The sequence below is a fragment of the Streptodolium elevatio genome (assembly GCF_053592165.1).
Genome location: NZ_JBSFVE010000026.1, coordinates 48,279 through 67,212 on the forward strand (window position 1 = coordinate 48,279; position 18,934 = coordinate 67,212).

The window sequence follows — 18,934 nt, forward strand, 5'->3', positions numbered from 1 at the left end:
GCGATGCTGGCTCGCGAGCGGAATCCCGGCGGCACCGCGACCTTGGGGTTCTTTCCCGAAGGGGCCTACGAGTACCGCAAAACGTTCCACGTGCCCGAGGACTACCGCGACAAGCGGGTCGCGATCGAGTTCGAGGGCGTCTACCGCGGCGCGATGGTCTACATCAACGACGAGTTCGCCGGGCAACGACCTTTCGGGTACTCGGCGTTCGTGGTTCCCGTGGACAACTTCCTACGCTACGGCGAGGACAACGAAGTCCGCGTCGAGTGCCGCACCCATCACGACTCGCGCTGGTACAGCGGCGCCGGGATTTACCGTGACGTGCACCTGGCAGTCGGCAATATGACGCGCATACGCCTTGGACGGCGTCCGGGTCACGACCCCGGATGTCGACACGGACCAGGCCGTCGTCCTCGTCACCACGCTCGTCGAGCACGACGGCCCGACCCGGACGACCGTCGACGTCGTCACGGAGATCCGCGACGCCGCGGGCGCCGTTGCGGCCACCGACCGCAGCGTCGTCTCCGTCTTCCCCGGAGAGCCGGCCACGGTCCGCCAGCGCCTCTACGTCAAGCGTCCCGCACTGTGGAGCGTCGACACCCCCACCCTGTACACAGCCACCGTTGCCCTGCGCGACGGTTCAGGTGACGTCGACCAGGACCAGGCCGTCTTCGGCATCCGCACGCTGCGACTGGACGTCGACCACGGACTGCGGATCAACGGCGAGCCGGTCAAGTTGCGCGGCGCGTGCGTCCACCACGACAACGGCGTCATCGGCGCCGCCACCATCGCCCGCGCGGAAGAACGCCGCGTGCAACTGCTCAAGGACGCCGGGTTCAACGCCATCCGCAGCGCCCACAACCCGCTCGGCAAGGCGATGCTCGATGCCTGCGACCGCCTCGGCATGCTGGTGATGGACGAGGCATTCGACATGTGGACGCAGAACAAGACCGACGGCGACTACGGCCTGGACTTCCCCACCTGGTGGGAACGCGACCTCGAGGCCATGGTCCGCAAAGACGCCAATCACCCCAGCGTCATCATGTACTCGATCGGCAACGAGATCCTCGAACTCGGCAACCCCTCCGGGGCGGCATGGGCCCGACGCCTCGCGGAGAAGGTCCGCGCCCTGGACGACACCCGCTACGTCACCAACGGCGTCAACCTCATGCTGCCGTTCCTGAACGACGTCGTCGCCATGGTCAACGACGGCGCGCCGGCCGGTGCGCAGCACGCGAACCTCAACGCGATGATGGCCGCCATGGACGACGCGGTGAACACCGTCAGCGCGTCCGAAATGGTCACCACCCGCACCGCGGAGGCGTTCGCTGTCCTGGACGTGGCCGGCATGAACTACGCGGACTCCCGGTACGAACTGGACCGCGAGCTGTTCCCCAACCGGATCATCGTCGGCAGCGAGACGGTGGCAAAAAGGATCGACACCAATTGGCGCCTGGTCCTGGACAACAGCCACGTGCTGGGTGACTTCACCTGGACCGGCTGGGACTACCTCGGCGAACCGGGCCTCGGCATGGTCGGCTACGCCGACCAGATCACACCCGAGACCTCGCCCGCACAGTTCCTGCTGCTGACCGCGCGGGCCGGGGACATCGACATCACCGGCCACCGGCGCCCGGCCTCGTACTACCGGGAGATCGTCTTCGGGCTGCGCACCGCCCCCTACATCGCGGTGCAGCCCCCGTCCGGCTACGGACGCGAGACTGTCTCCGGGCCGTGGGCGTGGACGGACACGGTGTCGAGCTGGACCTGGGACCACCCTGCCGGATCGCCGGTGAAGGTCGAGGTCTACAGCGACGCCGACGAGGTCGAGCTACTGTGCAACGGCGAAGTCGTCGGCAAGGCCCCCGCCGGGGAAGCCCACCGCTTCCGCGCCGAGTTCGACACCACCTACCATCCCGGCGAACTGACCGCGGTGGCCTACAAGGACGGGGTCGAGCAAGGCCGCCACCGGACCCCTCGCTCTCGTGGCCGACGTCGACCGCACGACGCTGCGCGCGGACGACACCGACCTCGCGTACGTCACGCTCACTCTGACCGACGCCGACGGCAACGTCTACCGCGACCGCGACCGGCAGGTCTCAGTGCGGGTCACCGGCCGCCGTCCTCCAAGGGCTCGGCAGCGCCAACCCGCTGACCCGCGAACCGTTCACCGCGGACACGCACACCACGTACGAAGGCCGCGCCCTCGCCGTCATCCGCCCCAGTGGCCCCGGCGAAAATCACCGTGACCGCCACAACCGGCGGCTGCGACGAGGCAAGGCTCACCATCCGCGCCAAGTGAAGCAGCGGCGGGCCACGGCCATGCCACCTTGCAACCCGGCTGTGGCCCCGCCGCCTGGACAACGGCCCCCACGAGAGGCTCCCATGCCACGACGCAGCAGTTGAGGACACCGATGAGCTTGACGTCGATGATGCCTGCCGGCAATCGGTGGGCATGTCGCGGAACGGATGCTGCTGCATGCGTTCGTTCGGGCCGCCGGTTCCGGCGTTGCTGACGAGAATGTCGGTGGGGTCTAGCTCGCTGGCCGCCGCGGCGAACCCGTCGGTGACCGCGGACAGTTCGGCGACATCGAACGGAACGGCCAGAGCCCGGCCGCCGGACACGGTGATTTCGTCCGCGACGCGCCGGGCACGGTCGGCCTGGTAGCCGTTGGCCGCCACCGCGGCCCCTTGGCGTGCCAAGGCGCGCGATACCCGCGCCGACGTTTGCCCGCCCCGGTGACCCGTGCCCTCTTGCCGTCCAGTTCGAACATGTCCGTTCTCCTTGCTCTTGTCTTCCGCGCATCAGCCCGCCGTCGGCTGTGGTTGCGTGTCGGGTCAGTCGAGCGTGGCGGCGATGGCTGCGGCGCGCTGTTGGAAGTAGCCGACCCATTCGGGGTGGGGGAAGATGTGCGTCCGGCGCTCGGTGATCGCCTGGACGACGAGTTCGGCGGTGTCGGCGGTGGAGATGCCCGCTTCGATGTTGCGGTACGTCGCCTCGCGGCGGTCATCGAGGTCGGGGTCGGACTGAGAGCGCGGGATGTGGCCGTCGGGTGCGTTGCGTTCGTCGTGCCGGATGTCGGTGGCCGTGTACGCGGGGCACAGGACCGACACGCCGATGTGCGGGTACTCGGTGGCGAATTCGGCGGCCAGCGACTCCGAGAGTGCGACGACGCCCGCCTTGGACGCGAAGTACGGGCCCATGTAGGGACCGGTGACGAACCCGGCCATCGACGCGGTGTTGACGATGTGCGCCTCGTCCTGGGCGGCGAGCACCGGGAGGAAGGCGTGGCAACCGTGGACCACGCCGTGCAGGTTGACGCCGAGTGTCCACTGCCAGGTGGCCAAGGTGGTGCGGGCGAACCGCTGGAGGCCGCCGACCCCGGCGTTGTTGCACAACACGTGAACCGCGCCGAACCGGGCGACCGCCGCGTCCCGGAGCTCGGCGACGGAGGTGGCGTCCGCGACGTCGGTACGGACGCCCAGGACCTCGCCGATGCCCTCGAGCTCTCCTTGGGCGCGCTTGAGTGACACGTCGTCGTTGTCCGCGATGACCACGCGCATGCCTTCGGCCAGGAACCGCTTTGCCAGTCCGAGGCCGATGCCGTTGGCACCGCCGGTGACGACCGCGACGCGGCCTTCAAACCTCTGCATATCGCGCTGCTCCTCTTGGGGTTCCCGGGCGCTGGTGCCATGCCGAGCGCATGATCGGCCGACCTCGATTCGGCACAGGGCCTGGCCTCACCCGGTCAGCAGGCTTGTCAATCTCCAGTCACCATGGCTCATGAATAGACAGAATGTCCAGCCTCGGGATTCCTCTTCCAGACCCTCGCGTTCGCGAAGGCGCTTCGCTCTCCCTGCCCTCACCGTCGGCGCAGCCGCGCCCGCGCGCCAGGATGCGGCAGTCCCGCCTGCGGCGGTTCGAGCGGAACTGCCGCACCCTGGAGGTCAACCGGTCACGACGACGAACTTCTGGGTTGCGGGGTCGTACTTCCACAGCCGTGGCGGCAAGTTGCCGTGCGGGGTTTCGCGGGTGTACGTGGCGGCGTCGGCGAAGCCCGGTATCGGCAGCGAGCCGAGGGTGAACCCGGCGTTCTGGAAGGTCTCGTAGTTGAGGTCCTTGCCGGCCTTGTCGGCGATGGCCTTGAACAGGTTCAGGTTCTGGCACGCGGCACCGACGGACGCTCCCGGGGTCGGGGAGCCGCTCGGCAGCAGGGCGGGGTCACCGATCTTGCCCTTGAGGTCCGGGGCCGCCGCTTCGACGGCGGCGATGCAGGGCGCTGAACCTCCCGCGTCCCATTGCCCGTTGAAGCCGACCGCAGCTGCGTCGGTCAATGTGCTGAAGTCGTGCTTGGCTTTGTCGTTGGTGTAGCCCATGGCCGGGCCCACGTCGGTGAAGAGCAACCGTGGGCGGTACTTGGTCTGTTCCAGGACCGGGGGGAACGACGCGGCGATGCTGCCCACCAGGACGACTGTGTCCGCGCCGGATGCCTGGAACTTCTGGATGAACACGCCGGTCTGCTGGCCCACAGCGGCCGGGTCCTGCGCGGGGGCGTCGAGGACGGCGGTCTCCACCGGGGTGACCCCCAGTTTTAGCAGGGCAGGGACGACGGTGTCCTTCATTACCGCCTGATCGTAGATGTTGGATATGACCGCGACCTTTTTGCCTGCCAGCTCGTTGTTCTTCGCCACTAGGCTCAGGCCGTCGGCGAGTTCGTCTCCGCCCCGGTAGTAGGCGAACCAGGGGGCTTGGGCGGTGGCGTAACGCTTGGCGGTGAGCTGCCCGCCGATGACGGCGGTCTTGTTGGTCTGCACGTAGCACAGCGGCTCATCGCCGTTGAAGCTGCCAAGGACCGCAAAGACCTTCTCGTCCTGGGTGAGCTTGATGCAGGTCTCCTGCGCGGCGGCCGGCGAGATCAGGTTGACCTTGCCGTAGACCGGGACGATCTTGCGGCCGTTGATGCCCCCTGCGTCGTTGATCTTCTTGATGAGGGTGTTGTATGCAAGCTCGTAGTCGCCATGGTCGATGTTGACGAACTGCCGGACACCGGCCAGGTCCGGGTACGTGATGCCGATCTTGACGGTGTCCGCGGTCACGCCCGGCGCGATCTTGGGTGCGGGCGGCGCGGCAGGTCCGCCGGAGGCGCTCGGCGGCGCGTCCTTCTTCTCGGCGGTGCAGCCGGTCACGATCAGCGCGGCGGCCGCGGCGAGCACGATCGCCGCGCGCCCTCTGGCACTTTGCGGTGCGAACATACGAGGTGGTCCTTTCTGATCGGTGCGCGATGCGGGGCCTACTCACCGGACGCACGCAAGGCGGCCGATGTCGGGCCATTTCCGGGAGTTCCTGTCAGCCGGGGGCGCGCAACCGCCGAACCATGGCGGGTGAGTCGAGCATCGGAATCGACCGAGTGCGAAGGGGATGGAAAGACGACGTAGTACTGCCCAGGCTTTACGCGTCGCGCGGGTTGACTATCGGAGTGCGTGGAGCGTAGCTCCCATAGGTTGCACGCGCTACCCGTGCGGCGCCCGCTTTTCCGGCAAGCTCCGAACACGCTCTTCGCGAAGCTTGCGCCGCTCGGCCCTCAAGGCGGCGAGCGTCCGCGCGTTGACCTGCAGCGTTGTCGCGGACTGGCGCTCTCGGCGGTACTGGACGTCGATCGCACCAACCCGGTCATGGCGGAGTCCCACGAGGCGGGAGGGGTCAGCCTCGTGCCTGAGGCACCTACAAACCACCTGCGTATCGGTTACGCGAATACTCTGCGGGAGTCGTCGTCAGCATGGCTATGATGCGCAAGGTAGCGCGCGCAACCTCGGTGCAGCCGAAAGGAGGCGCCGTCCAGAAGATGGCCGCATCGCGCCCACGGCCAAGCCGTCCCCCAATTCGACATCTCGGCAGGCAGGATCCTCGTGCCCAACACCCCGATCGAGCCGACTCCCCTTTCCACCACCCGCCCCGGTCGTCTGCGCGTCGAGCACCTCGACGCCCCACTAGGACTGCATGTACGGCGCCCTCGCCTGTCGTGGCGCCTGCCTGACGGCGCGTCACGCCAATTCGCGTATCGGCTACGCACCGAGGCGTGGGATTCGGACCGCGTGGATTCGGACCAGTCCGTCCTGGTGCCCTACGCCGGGCCCGCGACGCGGTCCGGCGAACGGGTCGTCTGGCAGGTCAAGGTGTGGACCGACCAGGGCGAGAGCGAGTGGTCCGCGCCCTCGTCATGGGAGGCCGGGCTTCTGGAGCGGAACGACTGGGTCGCGCAGTGGATCGAACCGGACGAAGGCGGAGCGCCACTTCCGGCAGGACGGCGGCCCGCGTACCTGCTGCGCCGCGACTTCACCGTGCCGTCACCGGTCGTCCTCGCCCGGTTGTACGCGACCGCGCACGGAATCTACGAGGCATTCCTCAACGGATGCCGAGTGGGCGACCTGGAACTGACGCCCGGATACACCGCCTATCGCGACCGGCTCCAGGTCCAGACGTACGACGTCACCGACCTGGTCGCCGAGGGCGCCAACACGCTCGGCACGGTGTTGTCCGACGGTTGGTTCCGCGGCCGCGCCGGTGCGATGCGCATCGCCGACAGTTTCGGCGAACGCACCGCGCTGCTCTGCCAGTTGCACGCCGTGCACGACGACGGCTCGGTCACGGTCATCGGCACCGACGGCTCCTGGACCACCTACGCAGCCGAAATCCAGGCAGCGGACCTGATGGACGGCGAGAGCCACGACCTGCGGCGCCGCGTCCCCGGCTGGTCCGCGCCCGAGTTCGACGCGTCGTCGTGGGCCAAGGCGACGGTCGTGACCGAGGGGCTGTACGGCGAGTGGGCTCGCCTCACCGACTCCCCCGCACCCCCCGTGCGGCGCGTGGAGGAACTGCGCGCGGCGTCGGTGAGGATGCTGGAGACCGGCGCTCAGATCGTCGACCTCGGCCAGAACATCAACGGATGGGTCCGGGCCGCGGTCCCCGCAGGGGATGAGCTGACCCTCACGCACGGCGAAGCACTCGGCGTCGACGGCGATGTGACGACTGATCATCTGCGCGGCCAGGAGTTCCTGACCGCCGAGCCGCTGCCCGCGGGGCAGGTGGATCGGGTCGTCTCGGCAGGCGGCGACGACGAGGTGTTCGAGCCGCGGCACACCACCCACGGCTTCCGGTACGTACGCGTCGAAGGCGCCCACCGCGCGCTCGCCACGGACGACGTGACCGGCGTCGTCGTGCACACCGACCTGCGTCGCACCGGGCACTTCGCCTGCAGCGACGACCGGATCAATCGGCTCCACGACATCGCGGTGTGGAGCTTCCGCGGCAACGCGTGCGACATCCCCACCGACTGCCCCCAACGCGAACGCGCCGGCTGGACCGGCGACTGGATGCTCTACATCCCCACCGCCGCCTTCCTGTACGACGTCGCCGGATTCTCGGTCAAGTGGCTGCGCGACCTCGCCGCGGACCAATGGGACGACGGCTGCCTCAGCAACTTCGCCCCCGACCCCGGCGGCCGCGCCGTCCAACACCTCCCCGCCGAAATCCTGGAGATGTTCGCCGGCTCCTCCGCATGGGGCGACGCCTCGGTCATCGTCCCCTGGGAGCTGTACCGCGTCTACGGCGACCTCGACGCACTCATCGAATTTCGGCCGATGATGGTCCGCTGGGTCGACTTCGCCGCCGAACGCGCCCGCACCCGGCGCCACCCAGACCGCGCAGCCGCCCGGCCCGCCCCCGCACCCCACGAGCAGTTCCTGTGGGACGCGGGCTTTCACTGGGGCGAATGGACCGAACCTGGCGCCGTGGACGACGACTTCCGCACCGTCGACCAAGGCGCGGTCGCCACCGCATACCTGTACCGCTCCGCATCCCTGCTGGCGCGCATCTCGGAACTGACAGGGCATCACCAGGACGCCGAGCGGTTCCAGCTCCTCGCCGACAACGTACTGGCCGCTTGGCGCGCCGAGTTCATCGCCGCAGACGGGACATTGACACCTCACACACAAGCGACTTACGTACGGGCGCTCGCCTTCGAACTGGTGCCGGAGAGCCAACGCGCAGCCGCCGCAGACCGGCTCGTCGGCCTCATCCGCGAGGCGGGCACACACCTGGGCACGGGATTCCTGGCCACGCCGTACCTGCTGCCCGTGCTCGCCGACGCCGGGCGCCTGGACGTCGCCTACGAACTCCTCTTCCAGGACACCGAACCGTCCTGGCTCACCATGATCAACCGGGGCGCCACCACCATCTGGGAGGACTGGAACGGCATCGACGAGAACGGGCGCCCGCACGCGTCCCTCAACCACTACAGCAAGGGCGCCGTCATCTCCTTCCTCCACACCCGCATCGCCGGAATCCGTCCACCCGCCGACCCCGACCCGCACACCGCGGGCTACCGCCGCTTCCAGATCGCCCCCACGCCGGGCGGCGGACTGACCTGGGCCGAAGCCCAGTTCGACTCCCCATACGGCACGATCACATCCGCCTGGCGCATCGAAGACGGCCGGTTCGCCCTCACGGTCACCGTCCCACCCGGCACCGAGGCTGAAGTAGCCCTCCCGGACGGCCGCACCTTCCTCGCAACGCCGGGAACACACCACTACGGGTAAGAGCCGACCCGTCGCAGCCCTGCGCGGTCGCAGGGCTGCGACAACCGCTGGACTCGGCGACGCCAACACCGGCCGGAGTTGGGCTGGAGATTCTGTTCGGCGCGGCCGCCATGCACTATGCCCGTCCCGAGGTCGTCGCGGCCACGCCGGCCTCATCTGCGATCTGATGGGCCCCGGCTCCGCGCCCCGCAGCCCTGCGTACAGTAGATGTCGGCACGAAACCACGTGCCTCGGAGCCGATTTCGACTGCTGTCACGGAACTCTTACGGCGGCTGGAAAGCAACGACGACCGTGCGCACCGCGCGGTGCGCCAGGCCGGCGAAGGCCTGGGCACCGCGCTGGTCGCCGCGGTCAATCTGCTTGACCCGGCTGCCGTTGTCCTCGGCGGCCCGCACGCCCGGTTGGCCCCTTGGTCGATCCCGCATGTCCGAGCGGCGCTTGACCGGGGCGGCAGCCAAATACGGGGCGGCACCCCCGACATCCGTGCATCAGCCCTCGCCGCCGGAGGCGCTGTCCGTGGCGCCGCAGGCCAGGTCGTCGCCCGGGTGTTGGCCGACCCGCTCGGCATCACACGCGACGCCTCGGGAGGCGTGAGGCCTTCGGGAACGTGTACGCCGCGAACTTGGTGGAACCGGAGGGTCGGTGAAGGCTACGGTTCGAGAATCAGACCGGAGTTCACGTGCGTCACGGTCCCGGTGATGCCGCGGGCGGCGGGGGAAGCCAGGAAGAGGACCGTAGCGGCGATGTCCTCGGGAAGCGTGATGCGCCGCAAAGCGGTGTCCTCGACCATTTCGTGACGTACGGCCGCGGGCGTGGTGTTCCGCTCCCGAGCGAGTTCCTCGATCCACGCGGACAGCTTGGCGTTCTCGGTTGTCCCCGGCGCCACCACGTTGACACGGATTCCGTCGCCGCCGACCTCACGCGCCAGGATCGCGGACGCGGTCTCCATCGCCGCCTTGGTGGACGCGTATGCGGCGAGCCCGGCGAGTTTCATGCGCGGAGCCTCGCTGCTGATCTGGACGATCGACCCGCCCCCGGAGCGGCGCAGGTGGGGAAGCGCCGCGCGACTGACCTCAAGCACGCCCAGGACGTTGATGTCGAAGGCGCGGCGGAACTCGTCCCGTTCAAGGTTCTCCAGCAAACCTCCGGGGTTGTAGGTCGCGACGTTCACGACGACGTCGAGACGGCCCAATTCGGCGACCGCTCCGTCCACCAGGGCGCGGACCGCGTCGGGATCCGCGATGTCGGTGGGGATGGCCAGTGCCCGCCGTCCGGTGGATTTCCGTACCTCGTCCGCAAGTTCGCGCAGCGGCCCGGGTCGACGCGCGGCAAGGACGACGTCGGCGCCGGCCTCCGCGAGCGCGAGCGCGGTGGCACGGCCGATCCCCGCGCCGGCTCCGGCGATGATCGCCACGCGTCCGGCCAACGTGCCGCCGTGTGGCGCGACAGCCGCATCTTCTTGCCCGCTCATGCCCCGTCCTCCCGGTCCTCTTCGGGAACCGGCCGCCAGACGACGCCGTTGATGTGGCTGCCGCCGCCGACGAACAGCGTGTTGCCGGTGACATAGCGGGAGTCGTCGGAGGCGAGGAACAGCGCGGCCCCGCCGATGTCGGTCTCGGGGTCGCCCATGCGGCCCATGGGGTTGTTGGCCTCGGCGGCCGCGGCCTGTTCCGGGTTGGCCGCGGCGAACGCCGCGAACGCCTCGGTCTTGGCGCCCGGGCAGATGACGTTGGCGCGGATCTGGTGCTCGGCCCACTCGCGTGCGGCTGATCGCGTGAGCGCGCGAAGGGCCTCTTTGCCGACGTTGTACTCGGCTGTGTACAGATGCGCGTTGACGCCGTTCAGCGAGCAGATGTTGATGATCGAGCCTCCCCCGGCCTCCCGCATCGGCTCGAAAGCGGCCCGCATGGTCCACCAGCCCGCCCACAGCCCCATGTTCAGGCCATGGGCGAACATGGCGTCGGTCTTGTTCTCCAGACGGTTGGTACGTCCGCCGCCCCATGCGTTGTTGACCAGGACGTCGATCCGCCCCCAGTGGTCGACCGCCTCGGCGACGAGTCCCGTCGCGAAGTCCCGGTCGGTCACGTCGCCCACAAGGGTGAGCGTGTCGACGCCGAAGTCCTCGGCGAGTTCGCGCGCCGCCGCACGGGCGGGCTCCTGGCGAATGTCGTTCACGACGATCCGACAGCCCTCCGCGGCGAACCGGCGGGCTATGCCCTTCCCGATTCCCGCGCCTGACCCGGTGATCACGGCGACGCGGTCCTGCAAGCGCGACACGCCTGCCTCTTTTCCTGGTCGTGGGGAGATCCCCCCGATGGCGGCGCGCGCCGCGGCGGCGCGCGCCTCGGAGCATCCGTTCGGAGCGTCGGTCAGAGCGTCTTGAGGAAGTCGGCGATGTGGCCGGTGACGCGGGCGATGTCCGCGTCACCGAGGCCGTGGTTGCCGGACACGAGAATGCCCTGCCGCATGACCTGGTCGGCGTTGGGCAGCCCGTCACCGGCGATGCGGTACGTGGAGTTCTTCAGCATCGGGTGCCGGGTGATGTTGCCGGTCCACACCGTGCGGGTGTCGACGCCGCGCGGTTCCAGGTACTGCTGGAGGTCGGAGCGGGTGAACCCGGCGTCCGGACGGATCTGGAACGTGTAGGTGTGCCAGGCCGTTTCGAGCCCTTCCAGTTCGCGCGGCAGGATGAAGTACTGGGGGTACTGCGCGAGGAACTCGGTGTAGAGCGCGAAGTTGCGGCGCCGTCGGGCGAAGTTGACCGGCACCTTCTTCAGTTGCTCGACGCCGAACGCCGCGCTGATCTCGTTCGGTTCGAAGTTCCAGCCGAGTTCGTCGAAGATGAACCCGCTGTCGTACGCGACCCCGTCCAGGTCCTCCCAGTAGCTGCGCTCCCCCACACCTCCGAACACCTGCACCTCGGAGCGCCGCCCCCAGCGACGCAGCAACAGGCAGCGCTCGCGCAGCGCGTCGTCGTCGACCAGGACCATGCCGCCGGTGCCGCCCGCGGTGATGATGTGCGACAACGCGAAGCTGGTCACCGAGATGTCCGCGCGCGTCGCGGTGGGCGTGCCACGCAGCTTGGGCGCAAGGGAGTCGCAGCCGTCCTCGATCACCTTCAGACCGTGCCGGTCGGCGACCTCACGGACGACGTCCCAGTCCGGCGCGTTGCCCACGAGGTTGGGCAGGAGGATCGCCTTGGTCTTGTCCGACACCGCCGCTTCCAGCAGCGAAGCGTCGATGTTGAAGGTGTCCGGTTCGACGTCCACGAAAACCGGGACCAGACCTGCCCGGACGATGGGGGCGACATCGGTGGAGAAGGTCAGCGGGGACGTGATGACCTCGTCGCCCGGCTGCAAGTCCAGCAGTTCGACGGCCAGGTAGAGCGCGGACGAGCCCGAGTTGCACATGATGCCGTGGCGCTTGCCGGTCATCTCGGCCACGCGGCGCTCCATCTCCGCGACGTTGGCTCCGATTCCCAGCTTGCCGCTGCGCAGCACGCGGTTGACCGCCTCGATCTCCGCTTCGTCGTAGACGGCGGAGATGTACAGCACGCGCTTGTCGTCAGTCATCGGAGTCCTCTCGCAGCAGACAGGCCGGCGCCGGATGGGCACGCCCGGGAAGGTCGGCCGAGCCGACTGAAAACATAGCTATCATGCATATGTTAAGGAGAACAAGGGACCACCAGGAATAAAAGATGGCTATGTTTGAGGTCTCACATAGGCCGGTGAGGCTCACGACCTACACAGGGCCTCGCGTCACGGGGTCCGCAGGCGTGGTGCCAGTTCGGTGCACAGGGTCGTGACATGGCGGCGGACCAATTCCTCCGGCATGCCGCCCAGGCCGGCGAAGAACCACACGGTCTCAACCGGGGCGTCCCCCAAGTACGTCCTGATCGCGTCGGCGGTGTCGGCGGGCGTCGCGTGCAGGAAGTGACCAGGAGCCGCGCTGACGCCGCGAGCCCGCCGGCGTTCCGGCTTGACCGGCGGCGGAACGGGCGCGTCGGTGCCCTGGGCCGCGTGCCGGTGATAGTTCTCCCATTGCCGGGCAAGCGCCGTCGCCACCTCGGGCCGGTCACGGTCCGGGTCTTCGGTGATCCACCCGTTCAGCAGCCCGGCCATCCGGCAATTGCTGTCCTGACACAGCGAGAAGAGACCGCGTACATCGACGGAAGGACCTGGCCGTCAAGCGCGCCGCAAGCGGCGGCGAATGCGCCGTGGCTTGTGCGGCCCCTGTGCTCGTACCGGCGCACGCCGACGGTGCGCAGTTCGTCGTAGATGTGCCGAGCGCGGGCCGCCGGAGTGATCCGGCCCTTTGCGACCGTTGTTCAGTCTCCGGCTTCGACCGGGCGGCTTCCGTGGGCGCTCAGCGGGAAGGCGTGGGCGCCTTCGAGGTGGCGCACCGCGAGATGGTACGCGCCGACGTCGTCCCCGGCGGCGATGAGCTCGATCAACTGGGCGTGTTCCAGGGCCCCGGCCAGCCGGGTGGTCCGGCCGGTCTCCCGCAGACCCTCGGTCATCCAGAGTCGCTCCTGCCGACTCCACAGCTCCTCGACGGCGGACAACAGGATCTGCATGGTCTGGTTGCCGCAGTTGCGCACGATCGCCTCGTGGAACCCGCGCGTCGCGCGGATGTACGCCGCGCCGTCGTCCAGATGGCGGATCATCTCGTCGTGCACCGACTGGAGTTCCGGGACGACCGTACGATCCCGGTCGGGCCGCCGTGCGCACAGCCCCACACAGACCGGCTCCAGGGAGCGCAGCGCCAGCGACAAGTCCTCCAACGGGACGCGGCGTGCCTGCATGACCATGCCGAACATATGCGCGGCGTCCTGCGGGCGCGGGGCGTGCACTACCGCTCCGCCGACCTTCCCTCTGCGGACCGTGACCAGGCCCTCGGTCTCCAGAATCCACATGGCTTGGCGCAGGGTGGTCCTGCCCACCTGGAATTCGGCGAGCAGGTCGTCCTGTTTGGGCAGGACGTCGCCGTCGCCGAGTTCACCGTTCAGGATGCGCCGCCTCAGCGTGGCCGCCACCGCCTCGGCCACCGCCTGGTGGTGGACGGGCGTGTGCCCGACGCCGACTCGTGGCCCTTCAACTGCGCGGTCCACCTGCGGGTTCACCCCTGTCGTCGGCTACGCCGGAGCCCCGGTCGGTCACGGATCATGACGACCAGACGATACCTGTCGCAGATCGACGTCTGTTCCAGGACCACGTGATCGAGGGCGCCTGCCTCCGACGGTGAACAGCGCCGGCACTCGGGCGCTGGACTCGTCAACACACCTGCGCAACCCGTTCCGCCCCATACTCGCTGGCCGACCCGAAAATCACCTTCGCGTTCGACAGCGAGGTCGCCGAACTCCAGGGAGAAGACAGGCTCGCCGGGGTGCGCTTGCGCGACACCCGTACCGGCGCCGAGCGCGACCTCGACGTCACCGGCTTGGTCGTCGCCATCGGCCACGATCCGCGTACCGAACTACTCGAGGGCCAGCTGGAGTTGGACGCGAAGGGTACGTCAGGGTCGCACAGCCCTACACGCGGACCAACCTCGCGGGTGTCTTCGCCTGCGGTGATGTCGTCGACCACACGTACCGGCAGGCCATCACGGCCGCCGGAAGCGGGTGCGCCGCGGCGCTGGACGTCGAACGGTACTTGGCGGAGCCCGGCCGGGAATCGGGGGACGCGTCCTGAGGGAAACGACTGATTCCCTCGACCACACTGACGGCCACCTCGGTGCCTGAACCGACGGCCGCACCCTGAACGCTCTTGCCACGGATGGGGGTCAGTGCTGGTGCACCAGGCTTACGTGCACCGCGTCTTCGCCCTCCGCGCGGCGCTCGAGAAGGGCGATGCCGTGCTCGACGGTGTCGAGGGTCACGTGGGTACCCGCCATGGTGCGGGCGATGTCGGGCCGGCCGGCGAGGAGCCGGACGGCCTGCTCCATGGAACCGGGGGTGGACCCGGCGCAGCCCTGGATGGTGATGTTCTTTAGGGTGATCAGGTCGGTGAGCAGGCCGTCGACCGGGGTGAAGTGCTTGAGGCCCGCGAAAGCGATCCGGGCGCCGGAGTTGCCCGTCAGCTCGAGCGCCGTACGCACGGTGGCCGTCACGGGCGTCAGGTCCATCACCACCGACGCCATACGCCCACCGGTCAGTTCGCCGACACGGGCAACCACGTCCTCCGCCTCGGCGTCGACCACCGCGTGCGCGCCCAACGCCGTGGCGGTCTTGAGGCGCAGAGCGTCGGCGCCGGTTCCGGTGACGATGACCTGGCTCGCACCGCAGGCCAGGGCGGCAGACGCGCAGAGGAGGCCCTGATGCCCCGGGCCCTGCACCACGACGACGTCGCCGGGCCCGACCCGTACCGACGTCACCCAGTTGAGCGCGTTCGCGAGCGGCTCGAACACGGTCAGTTCCGCGGGCGTGAGGCCCTCGGGGGCCTTCATCACGTGGGTGTTGGGCAGGAGGCGGAGGTACTCGCCGTAACCGCCCCACAGGCCGCCTTCGTGGTCCGGGCCCATGGTGTAGCCGTAGAGCTGGAGGTTCGCGCAGAGCCCCGTACCGCCTGCCAGGCACGAGGCGCACCGGCCGCACTTGACGATCTCGTCGACACACACGCGGTCGCCCTCTGCCACCCCCCAATTCGCCGCCGCCTCCGGGGTCACGGCGGTCAGTCGGCCGACGATCTCGTGTCCGGGGATCACCGGACTGGCCTCCCCGGGGACGTGGCTCTGCCCGTGGAACTGCATGACGTCGCTTCCGCACATGCCCACCGCCTCGACCTGGAGCACCGCGCCGCCGACCGGCGGATCAGGGATCGGGAACTCCCGTACTTCGTAGGTCCCGTTCCCCAGGAAGACTGCCGCCCGCGCCTGGCCACCCATGATCCGCTCCTCGAATATACGAACTTAAAGGGCGATTATTCGAAAGATTGCTTGGTTGCGCCAGTGGTACGGGAGAACTTCTCCGACCCGCGCCGGGTCGAGGCACAGCCGGCGACACACCGCGAGATGAGAGCGCGAGCCATCGAACGCACGGGCCGACGCCTGCTCGCGGGTTGCCGCCGCATCACCCAGGCAATCGGAGGAAAACCCCCGACCGGATTCGCCTGATTCGAGCATTCATGCCCTTGATGCGGATGGACATCGGATCCAGAGCCCCCACGCGGCTCTTCCTGCCAGGGCCCCGCTCTGTGTCACCGTTCGTGGAGTCGTTACGGGGCGAGTTCGGGAGTCACTTGAGGCGCCGTCTGAGGCGCCGTCGCAAGATCAATGTCGATGTGAATCGATGTCACTGCCCGGCTGTTGGCATGGAAAAACGCGCCGGCCTGACCCCGGGTGTCAGTCCGTTCCTGGGGTTAGGCCGACCCGAAGAGGGTGTCCGTTGCGATGTCGTCGAACCACTCCCGGAAGGGTGCGGTGCCAAAGACGCTCAGGTCTTGGTGGTCGAATGTCGAGACCAGGCAGCGTCCGTCGGCACCGGGCGGTACGAGGATGCTCCACTGCATGCCGGGTTCGTACGAGGCGAGCAGGCGGTGGTTGTCATAGGTGCTGAAGTCATCGTCGTCGTAGGCGTACTCAGTGTCGTCATCGTCGTCTTCGTCGGTCTCCCTCCATTGGGCGAACTGCGCGCGCAGGGTTTCGCCGACGGAGACGTCCAGCGAGCGACGGAGGGCAGGTCGGTGACGGTGGACGGGGCACGCGTCGTGCTCCGGTACGCGGGTTTGAACGCCACGTACCCGAGGCGGTATTCACCCCCGACTCGGACCAGGACCAGTCCCATGACCTCGTGTGACAGCGTACGGACGAACTCGGGGACTTCGGCGGCGACGGGCGCCCAGATGCGGGCGAGCATTTCGGTCAGGTCCCGGTTGTGGGAGACGGCCCAGGGATTGTCCTCGGCAAATGGGGCGTGTCCGCCGCCGCGGAGGAGTACGCCGCAGACCTCGGCGTCGTCGCCTTCGTCGTCGGCGAGCCGGAGGTCACGACGAACGATGTCGGCGACCGCCTTCGGATCGCCGGAGGCTGCCGCGGCGAGGAGTTCGTCGGCCTGACTGAAGGTGTACGTCTGGCGGTCGGTCATAGTCGGCGGGCGTAACGCCGCGCGGTGACGCAGCCGAACGCCTGACCCCTAAGCCCTGCCGATGACGGGACAGCTACGGCCGGCCCCGCGCCGGCCCAGTCCGCTCGCCCTGCCGCGAACGACGGCTTCGATACGAACGCGACGTCGGTGGTGCCGCTGCAATTGCCCGTCGCGAGACGTACGGTACGCAGGCACGAACACTGGAGAGGGAAAGTATGGGCGACTGGTTCCAGACGATCGTCGACATCGAGGCCACGCCAGAGGAGGCGCAGGTACTCGCGGCGAACATACTCGATTGGCTGATTGCAGACGGCTTCGTCTCAGCGGAACGTACCGACTGCGTCCTCGGCGCTGACACCGGGCACGCGCCAGGGACGCGTTACGGCGAAGCCGTCGAGGACCCGGATCCCGAACTGGTCAACGTGTGGAGCAACGGCCTGCAAGTCACCGTAGAACGTACGGTCTTCGATGCCGGGCAGGGTGAACCCACGGCCGTCACGTGCCCGCACTGCGCAGCCGAAATGCCCCTCGGCGACGAGCACGGGCCGCTCGTCGAGGAGACGTGGGCCCGGTTCATGGATGCCATGGAATCCTGGGGCGAGGGCCACGACGAGCCCGTCGCGTGCCCGTCCTGCGGCCGGACGGCTCCCGTGCACACGTGGCTCTGGGCCGACAACTACTTCGCGTTCGGCCATCTCGGCTTCACGTTCTGGAACTGGTCCACGCTGCGCCCGGAGTTCGTCGTGGATTTCGCACGCCGTCTCGGTGGCCACCGCACCGTACTGCTCGAAGGCAAGCTCTGACATGGTTCTGTACGCCGAGTTGCGATGTCGCTTCGACGGCAGTTCGGAAGTCATACAAGCGTGCGCAAGGGCGATGTGCGCGAAGTGGCCAGGTAGCCGGGGCTGGCCGGCCTCGCGGTTGCCGCCGGAGCTCAGTAGGGCAGGGGCCGACCAGACGGCGTCCGCAGGTCGAGCGGAGGAGCCGGGCGTGACTGCGTAGGACGCTTGACGATCCGTATCTGCGGCATGGTCGGCCCCTCCTCGAAGTTGACCAAGCCCTACCCAGCCGAAGCGCACACAACGCCGAGCGGCCACGACGGATCACACCGGAAGCTCGAGCAGCGCGACGAACTCCCACCGCTCAGAAGGGACGGTCGACGGGGTCACGCCGTCTGCGACGGCGGGAAGAAGCGGTGGCAGTAGTCCAGGTCGGTGGGAGTCAGCTTGCCGACCCCGCCGACACGGTCCTCGGTCTCGCCGATGGCACGCAGCATGGGATACGTGCCCGGGCACGCCTCGTGCAGACGCGGCGGCATGCCCATGAATCGGCTCGTACCAGGAGGTGCTTTGCGGACCATGGCGTGCGCGACCGCCAGAGACCAGTTCGTCGGGTCGCCGTCTTCCATCGCGGGCTCCCCCTGACCGGTCGGGCGGGAACGGGGCCCGAGGGCCCGGGCGAGGGCGTTCAGAGGAGCGAGGCGCTGTTCTGGGCAACGGCGGTGCTGTCCGTCACAGCGGACACACCGTCCGAGGCAACGGCGGCGCTGTTCTGGGCGACAGCGTTGCTGCCGCTGCGATCGACGACGTCCGCCGAAGCGGTGGTGGCACCGCCAAGGACGACAACGGCGGCCAGGGTCACGGTGAGGGGGAAGGTCTGCGGACGCATCGGCTCTCCTGTATGTGTGGGGCACCAACGTCACCTATCCCAATGCACTGAACAGGGGCGCAGCTACCGATGCCTCCGAAGGTGGGCGAGTCAGGACCCCGTCCTCTCGCAGCTGCGTGACGGCGGCGAAGGCGATGTGCGTTTGAGCCAGTTCCTGCGGCTGCTTCTTCTGCTCTGTTCCGCGCTTCGGGGGCTTGCGCCGTGTCTGTACGGGACGCGCGTTGGCCCCCGGATGCAGCTGTTCGTCTGTTCGAGCACTGCGGGCCGTGGCGCTCAGTCGCCTCCGTCTCCACCTCCGCCGTCTCCTAAGCCGTCGCCACCAGAGGACCGACCGTCGTAACCGGCCCCGCCGGCATCGCCGCTGTCGGCACCGTCCGACGAAAGGAGGTGCCCTGTCACCACGCAGACAACGATGACCAGCACGAGGAGAAAAATGCTGTCCTCGACGAGAATCGCGAACAGGAACGCACCGGCAATCACAAGTGCCGCGCGCGACAAGATCCTTTGGTCCCGCGACATGGTCCCCTACCCTTCACCCGCGAGGACGACGAACCGTAGTTGGCGCCAACGTCCAGTACAGGGCGTCGACGG

15 protein-coding genes and 5 pseudogenes are annotated in these 18,934 nt (G+C 68.6%); 7 read left to right on the plus strand and 13 right to left on the minus strand.

From position 1 onward, the window contains the following. Positions 1-3: 3 nt before the first annotated feature. From ACWD12_RS34450 to ACWD12_RS34460, 3 genes and pseudogenes are all read left to right on the plus strand, one after another. A pseudogene (locus ACWD12_RS34450) lies at positions 4-270 on the plus strand (sugar-binding domain-containing protein); the annotation flags it as partial. Between the two features lie 88 nt (positions 271-358). Continuing rightward, positions 359-1,897, plus strand: a pseudogene (locus tag ACWD12_RS34455) (glycoside hydrolase family 2 TIM barrel-domain containing protein); the annotation flags it as partial. Positions 1,898-1,985: 88 nt separating this feature from the next. Next, positions 1,986-2,249 (plus strand): hypothetical protein, encoded by a 264-nt coding sequence (locus tag ACWD12_RS34460; RefSeq protein WP_450102884.1) that lies wholly within the window; start codon positions 1,986-1,988, stop codon positions 2,247-2,249. Between the two features lie 166 nt (positions 2,250-2,415). Here the strand turns inward: ACWD12_RS34460 and ACWD12_RS34465 are convergent. The 3 genes and pseudogenes from ACWD12_RS34465 to ACWD12_RS34475 all read right to left on the minus strand — a co-directional run. Further along, a pseudogene (locus tag ACWD12_RS34465) lies at positions 2,416-2,706 on the minus strand (SDR family NAD(P)-dependent oxidoreductase); the annotation flags it as partial. A gap of 132 nt (positions 2,707-2,838) precedes the next feature. Further along, on the minus strand, positions 2,839-3,654 hold the full coding sequence (locus tag ACWD12_RS34470; protein ID WP_358362662.1) for an SDR family NAD(P)-dependent oxidoreductase: 816 nt from the start codon (positions 3,652-3,654) through the stop codon (positions 2,839-2,841). A 294-nt stretch (positions 3,655-3,948) separates the two neighbouring features. Next, a complete protein-coding gene (locus tag ACWD12_RS34475; RefSeq protein WP_450102885.1) occupies positions 3,949-5,253 on the minus strand; it encodes an ABC transporter substrate-binding protein in 1,305 nt (434 codons plus the stop codon). A 654-nt stretch (positions 5,254-5,907) separates the two neighbouring features. Between ACWD12_RS34475 and ACWD12_RS34480 the strand changes: the two genes are divergently transcribed. Beyond that, the gene (locus tag ACWD12_RS34480) at positions 5,908-8,595 is read left to right on the plus strand and encodes a family 78 glycoside hydrolase catalytic domain (RefSeq protein WP_450102886.1); all 2,688 of its coding nucleotides are present in this window, start codon (positions 5,908-5,910) and stop codon (positions 8,593-8,595) included. 305 nt (positions 8,596-8,900) lie between these two features. Continuing rightward, a pseudogene (locus ACWD12_RS34485) lies at positions 8,901-9,062 on the plus strand (ROK family transcriptional regulator); the annotation flags it as partial. Between the two features lie 182 nt (positions 9,063-9,244). Here the strand turns inward: ACWD12_RS34485 and ACWD12_RS34490 are convergent. The 5 genes from ACWD12_RS34490 to ACWD12_RS34510 all read right to left on the minus strand — a co-directional run bounded on the left by ACWD12_RS34490 (position 9,245) and on the right by ACWD12_RS34510 (position 13,705). Beyond that, positions 9,245-10,066, minus strand: a complete 822-nt coding sequence (locus ACWD12_RS34490; protein ID WP_450102887.1) for an SDR family NAD(P)-dependent oxidoreductase — start codon at positions 10,064-10,066, stop codon at positions 9,245-9,247. After that, a complete protein-coding gene (locus tag ACWD12_RS34495) occupies positions 10,063-10,872 on the minus strand; it encodes an SDR family NAD(P)-dependent oxidoreductase (protein WP_450102888.1) in 810 nt (269 codons plus the stop codon). The genes ACWD12_RS34490 and ACWD12_RS34495 overlap by 4 nt, the downstream gene beginning before the upstream one ends. Before the next feature lie 92 nt (positions 10,873-10,964). Then, entirely contained in the window at positions 10,965-12,167 is a 1,203-nt protein-coding gene (locus ACWD12_RS34500) for a DegT/DnrJ/EryC1/StrS family aminotransferase (protein ID WP_358361367.1), read from the minus strand. A 186-nt stretch (positions 12,168-12,353) separates the two neighbouring features. Next, positions 12,354-12,716, minus strand: a complete 363-nt coding sequence (locus ACWD12_RS34505; protein WP_450102889.1) for a hypothetical protein — start codon at positions 12,714-12,716, stop codon at positions 12,354-12,356. Positions 12,717-12,922: 206 nt separating this feature from the next. Further along, on the minus strand, positions 12,923-13,705 hold the full coding sequence (locus ACWD12_RS34510; protein WP_358361364.1) for a FadR/GntR family transcriptional regulator: 783 nt from the start codon (positions 13,703-13,705) through the stop codon (positions 12,923-12,925). 197 nt (positions 13,706-13,902) lie between these two features. On the opposite strand from ACWD12_RS34510, the pseudogene ACWD12_RS34515 reads away from it, so the two are divergent. Continuing rightward, a pseudogene (locus ACWD12_RS34515) lies at positions 13,903-14,285 on the plus strand (NAD(P)/FAD-dependent oxidoreductase); the annotation flags it as partial. A gap of 91 nt (positions 14,286-14,376) precedes the next feature. Here ACWD12_RS34515 and ACWD12_RS34520 read toward each other — a convergent pair. Both ACWD12_RS34520 and ACWD12_RS34525 read right to left on the minus strand, forming a co-directional pair. Continuing rightward, a complete protein-coding gene (locus ACWD12_RS34520; protein WP_450102890.1) occupies positions 14,377-15,477 on the minus strand; it encodes a zinc-dependent alcohol dehydrogenase in 1,101 nt (366 codons plus the stop codon). A 547-nt stretch (positions 15,478-16,024) separates the two neighbouring features. Next, on the minus strand, positions 16,025-16,675 hold the full coding sequence (locus ACWD12_RS34525; RefSeq protein WP_450102891.1) for a hypothetical protein: 651 nt from the start codon (positions 16,673-16,675) through the stop codon (positions 16,025-16,027). Positions 16,676-16,890: 215 nt separating this feature from the next. On the opposite strand from ACWD12_RS34525, the gene ACWD12_RS34530 reads away from it, so the two are divergent. Then, positions 16,891-17,478, plus strand: coding sequence for a hypothetical protein (locus ACWD12_RS34530; protein WP_450102892.1), 588 nt, complete (start codon positions 16,891-16,893; stop codon positions 17,476-17,478). Between the two features lie 362 nt (positions 17,479-17,840). Here the strand turns inward: ACWD12_RS34530 and ACWD12_RS34535 are convergent, their stop codons facing one another. From ACWD12_RS34535 to ACWD12_RS34545, 3 genes are all read right to left on the minus strand, one after another. Further along, positions 17,841-18,083, minus strand: a complete 243-nt coding sequence (locus ACWD12_RS34535) for a hypothetical protein (protein ID WP_450102893.1) — start codon at positions 18,081-18,083, stop codon at positions 17,841-17,843. 59 nt (positions 18,084-18,142) lie between these two features. Further along, positions 18,143-18,343 (minus strand): hypothetical protein, encoded by a 201-nt coding sequence (locus ACWD12_RS34540; RefSeq protein ID WP_450102894.1) that lies wholly within the window; start codon positions 18,341-18,343, stop codon positions 18,143-18,145. 273 nt (positions 18,344-18,616) lie between these two features. Further along, positions 18,617-18,862, minus strand: a complete 246-nt coding sequence (locus ACWD12_RS34545; protein WP_450102895.1) for a hypothetical protein — start codon at positions 18,860-18,862, stop codon at positions 18,617-18,619. Positions 18,863-18,934 lie beyond the last annotated feature (72 nt).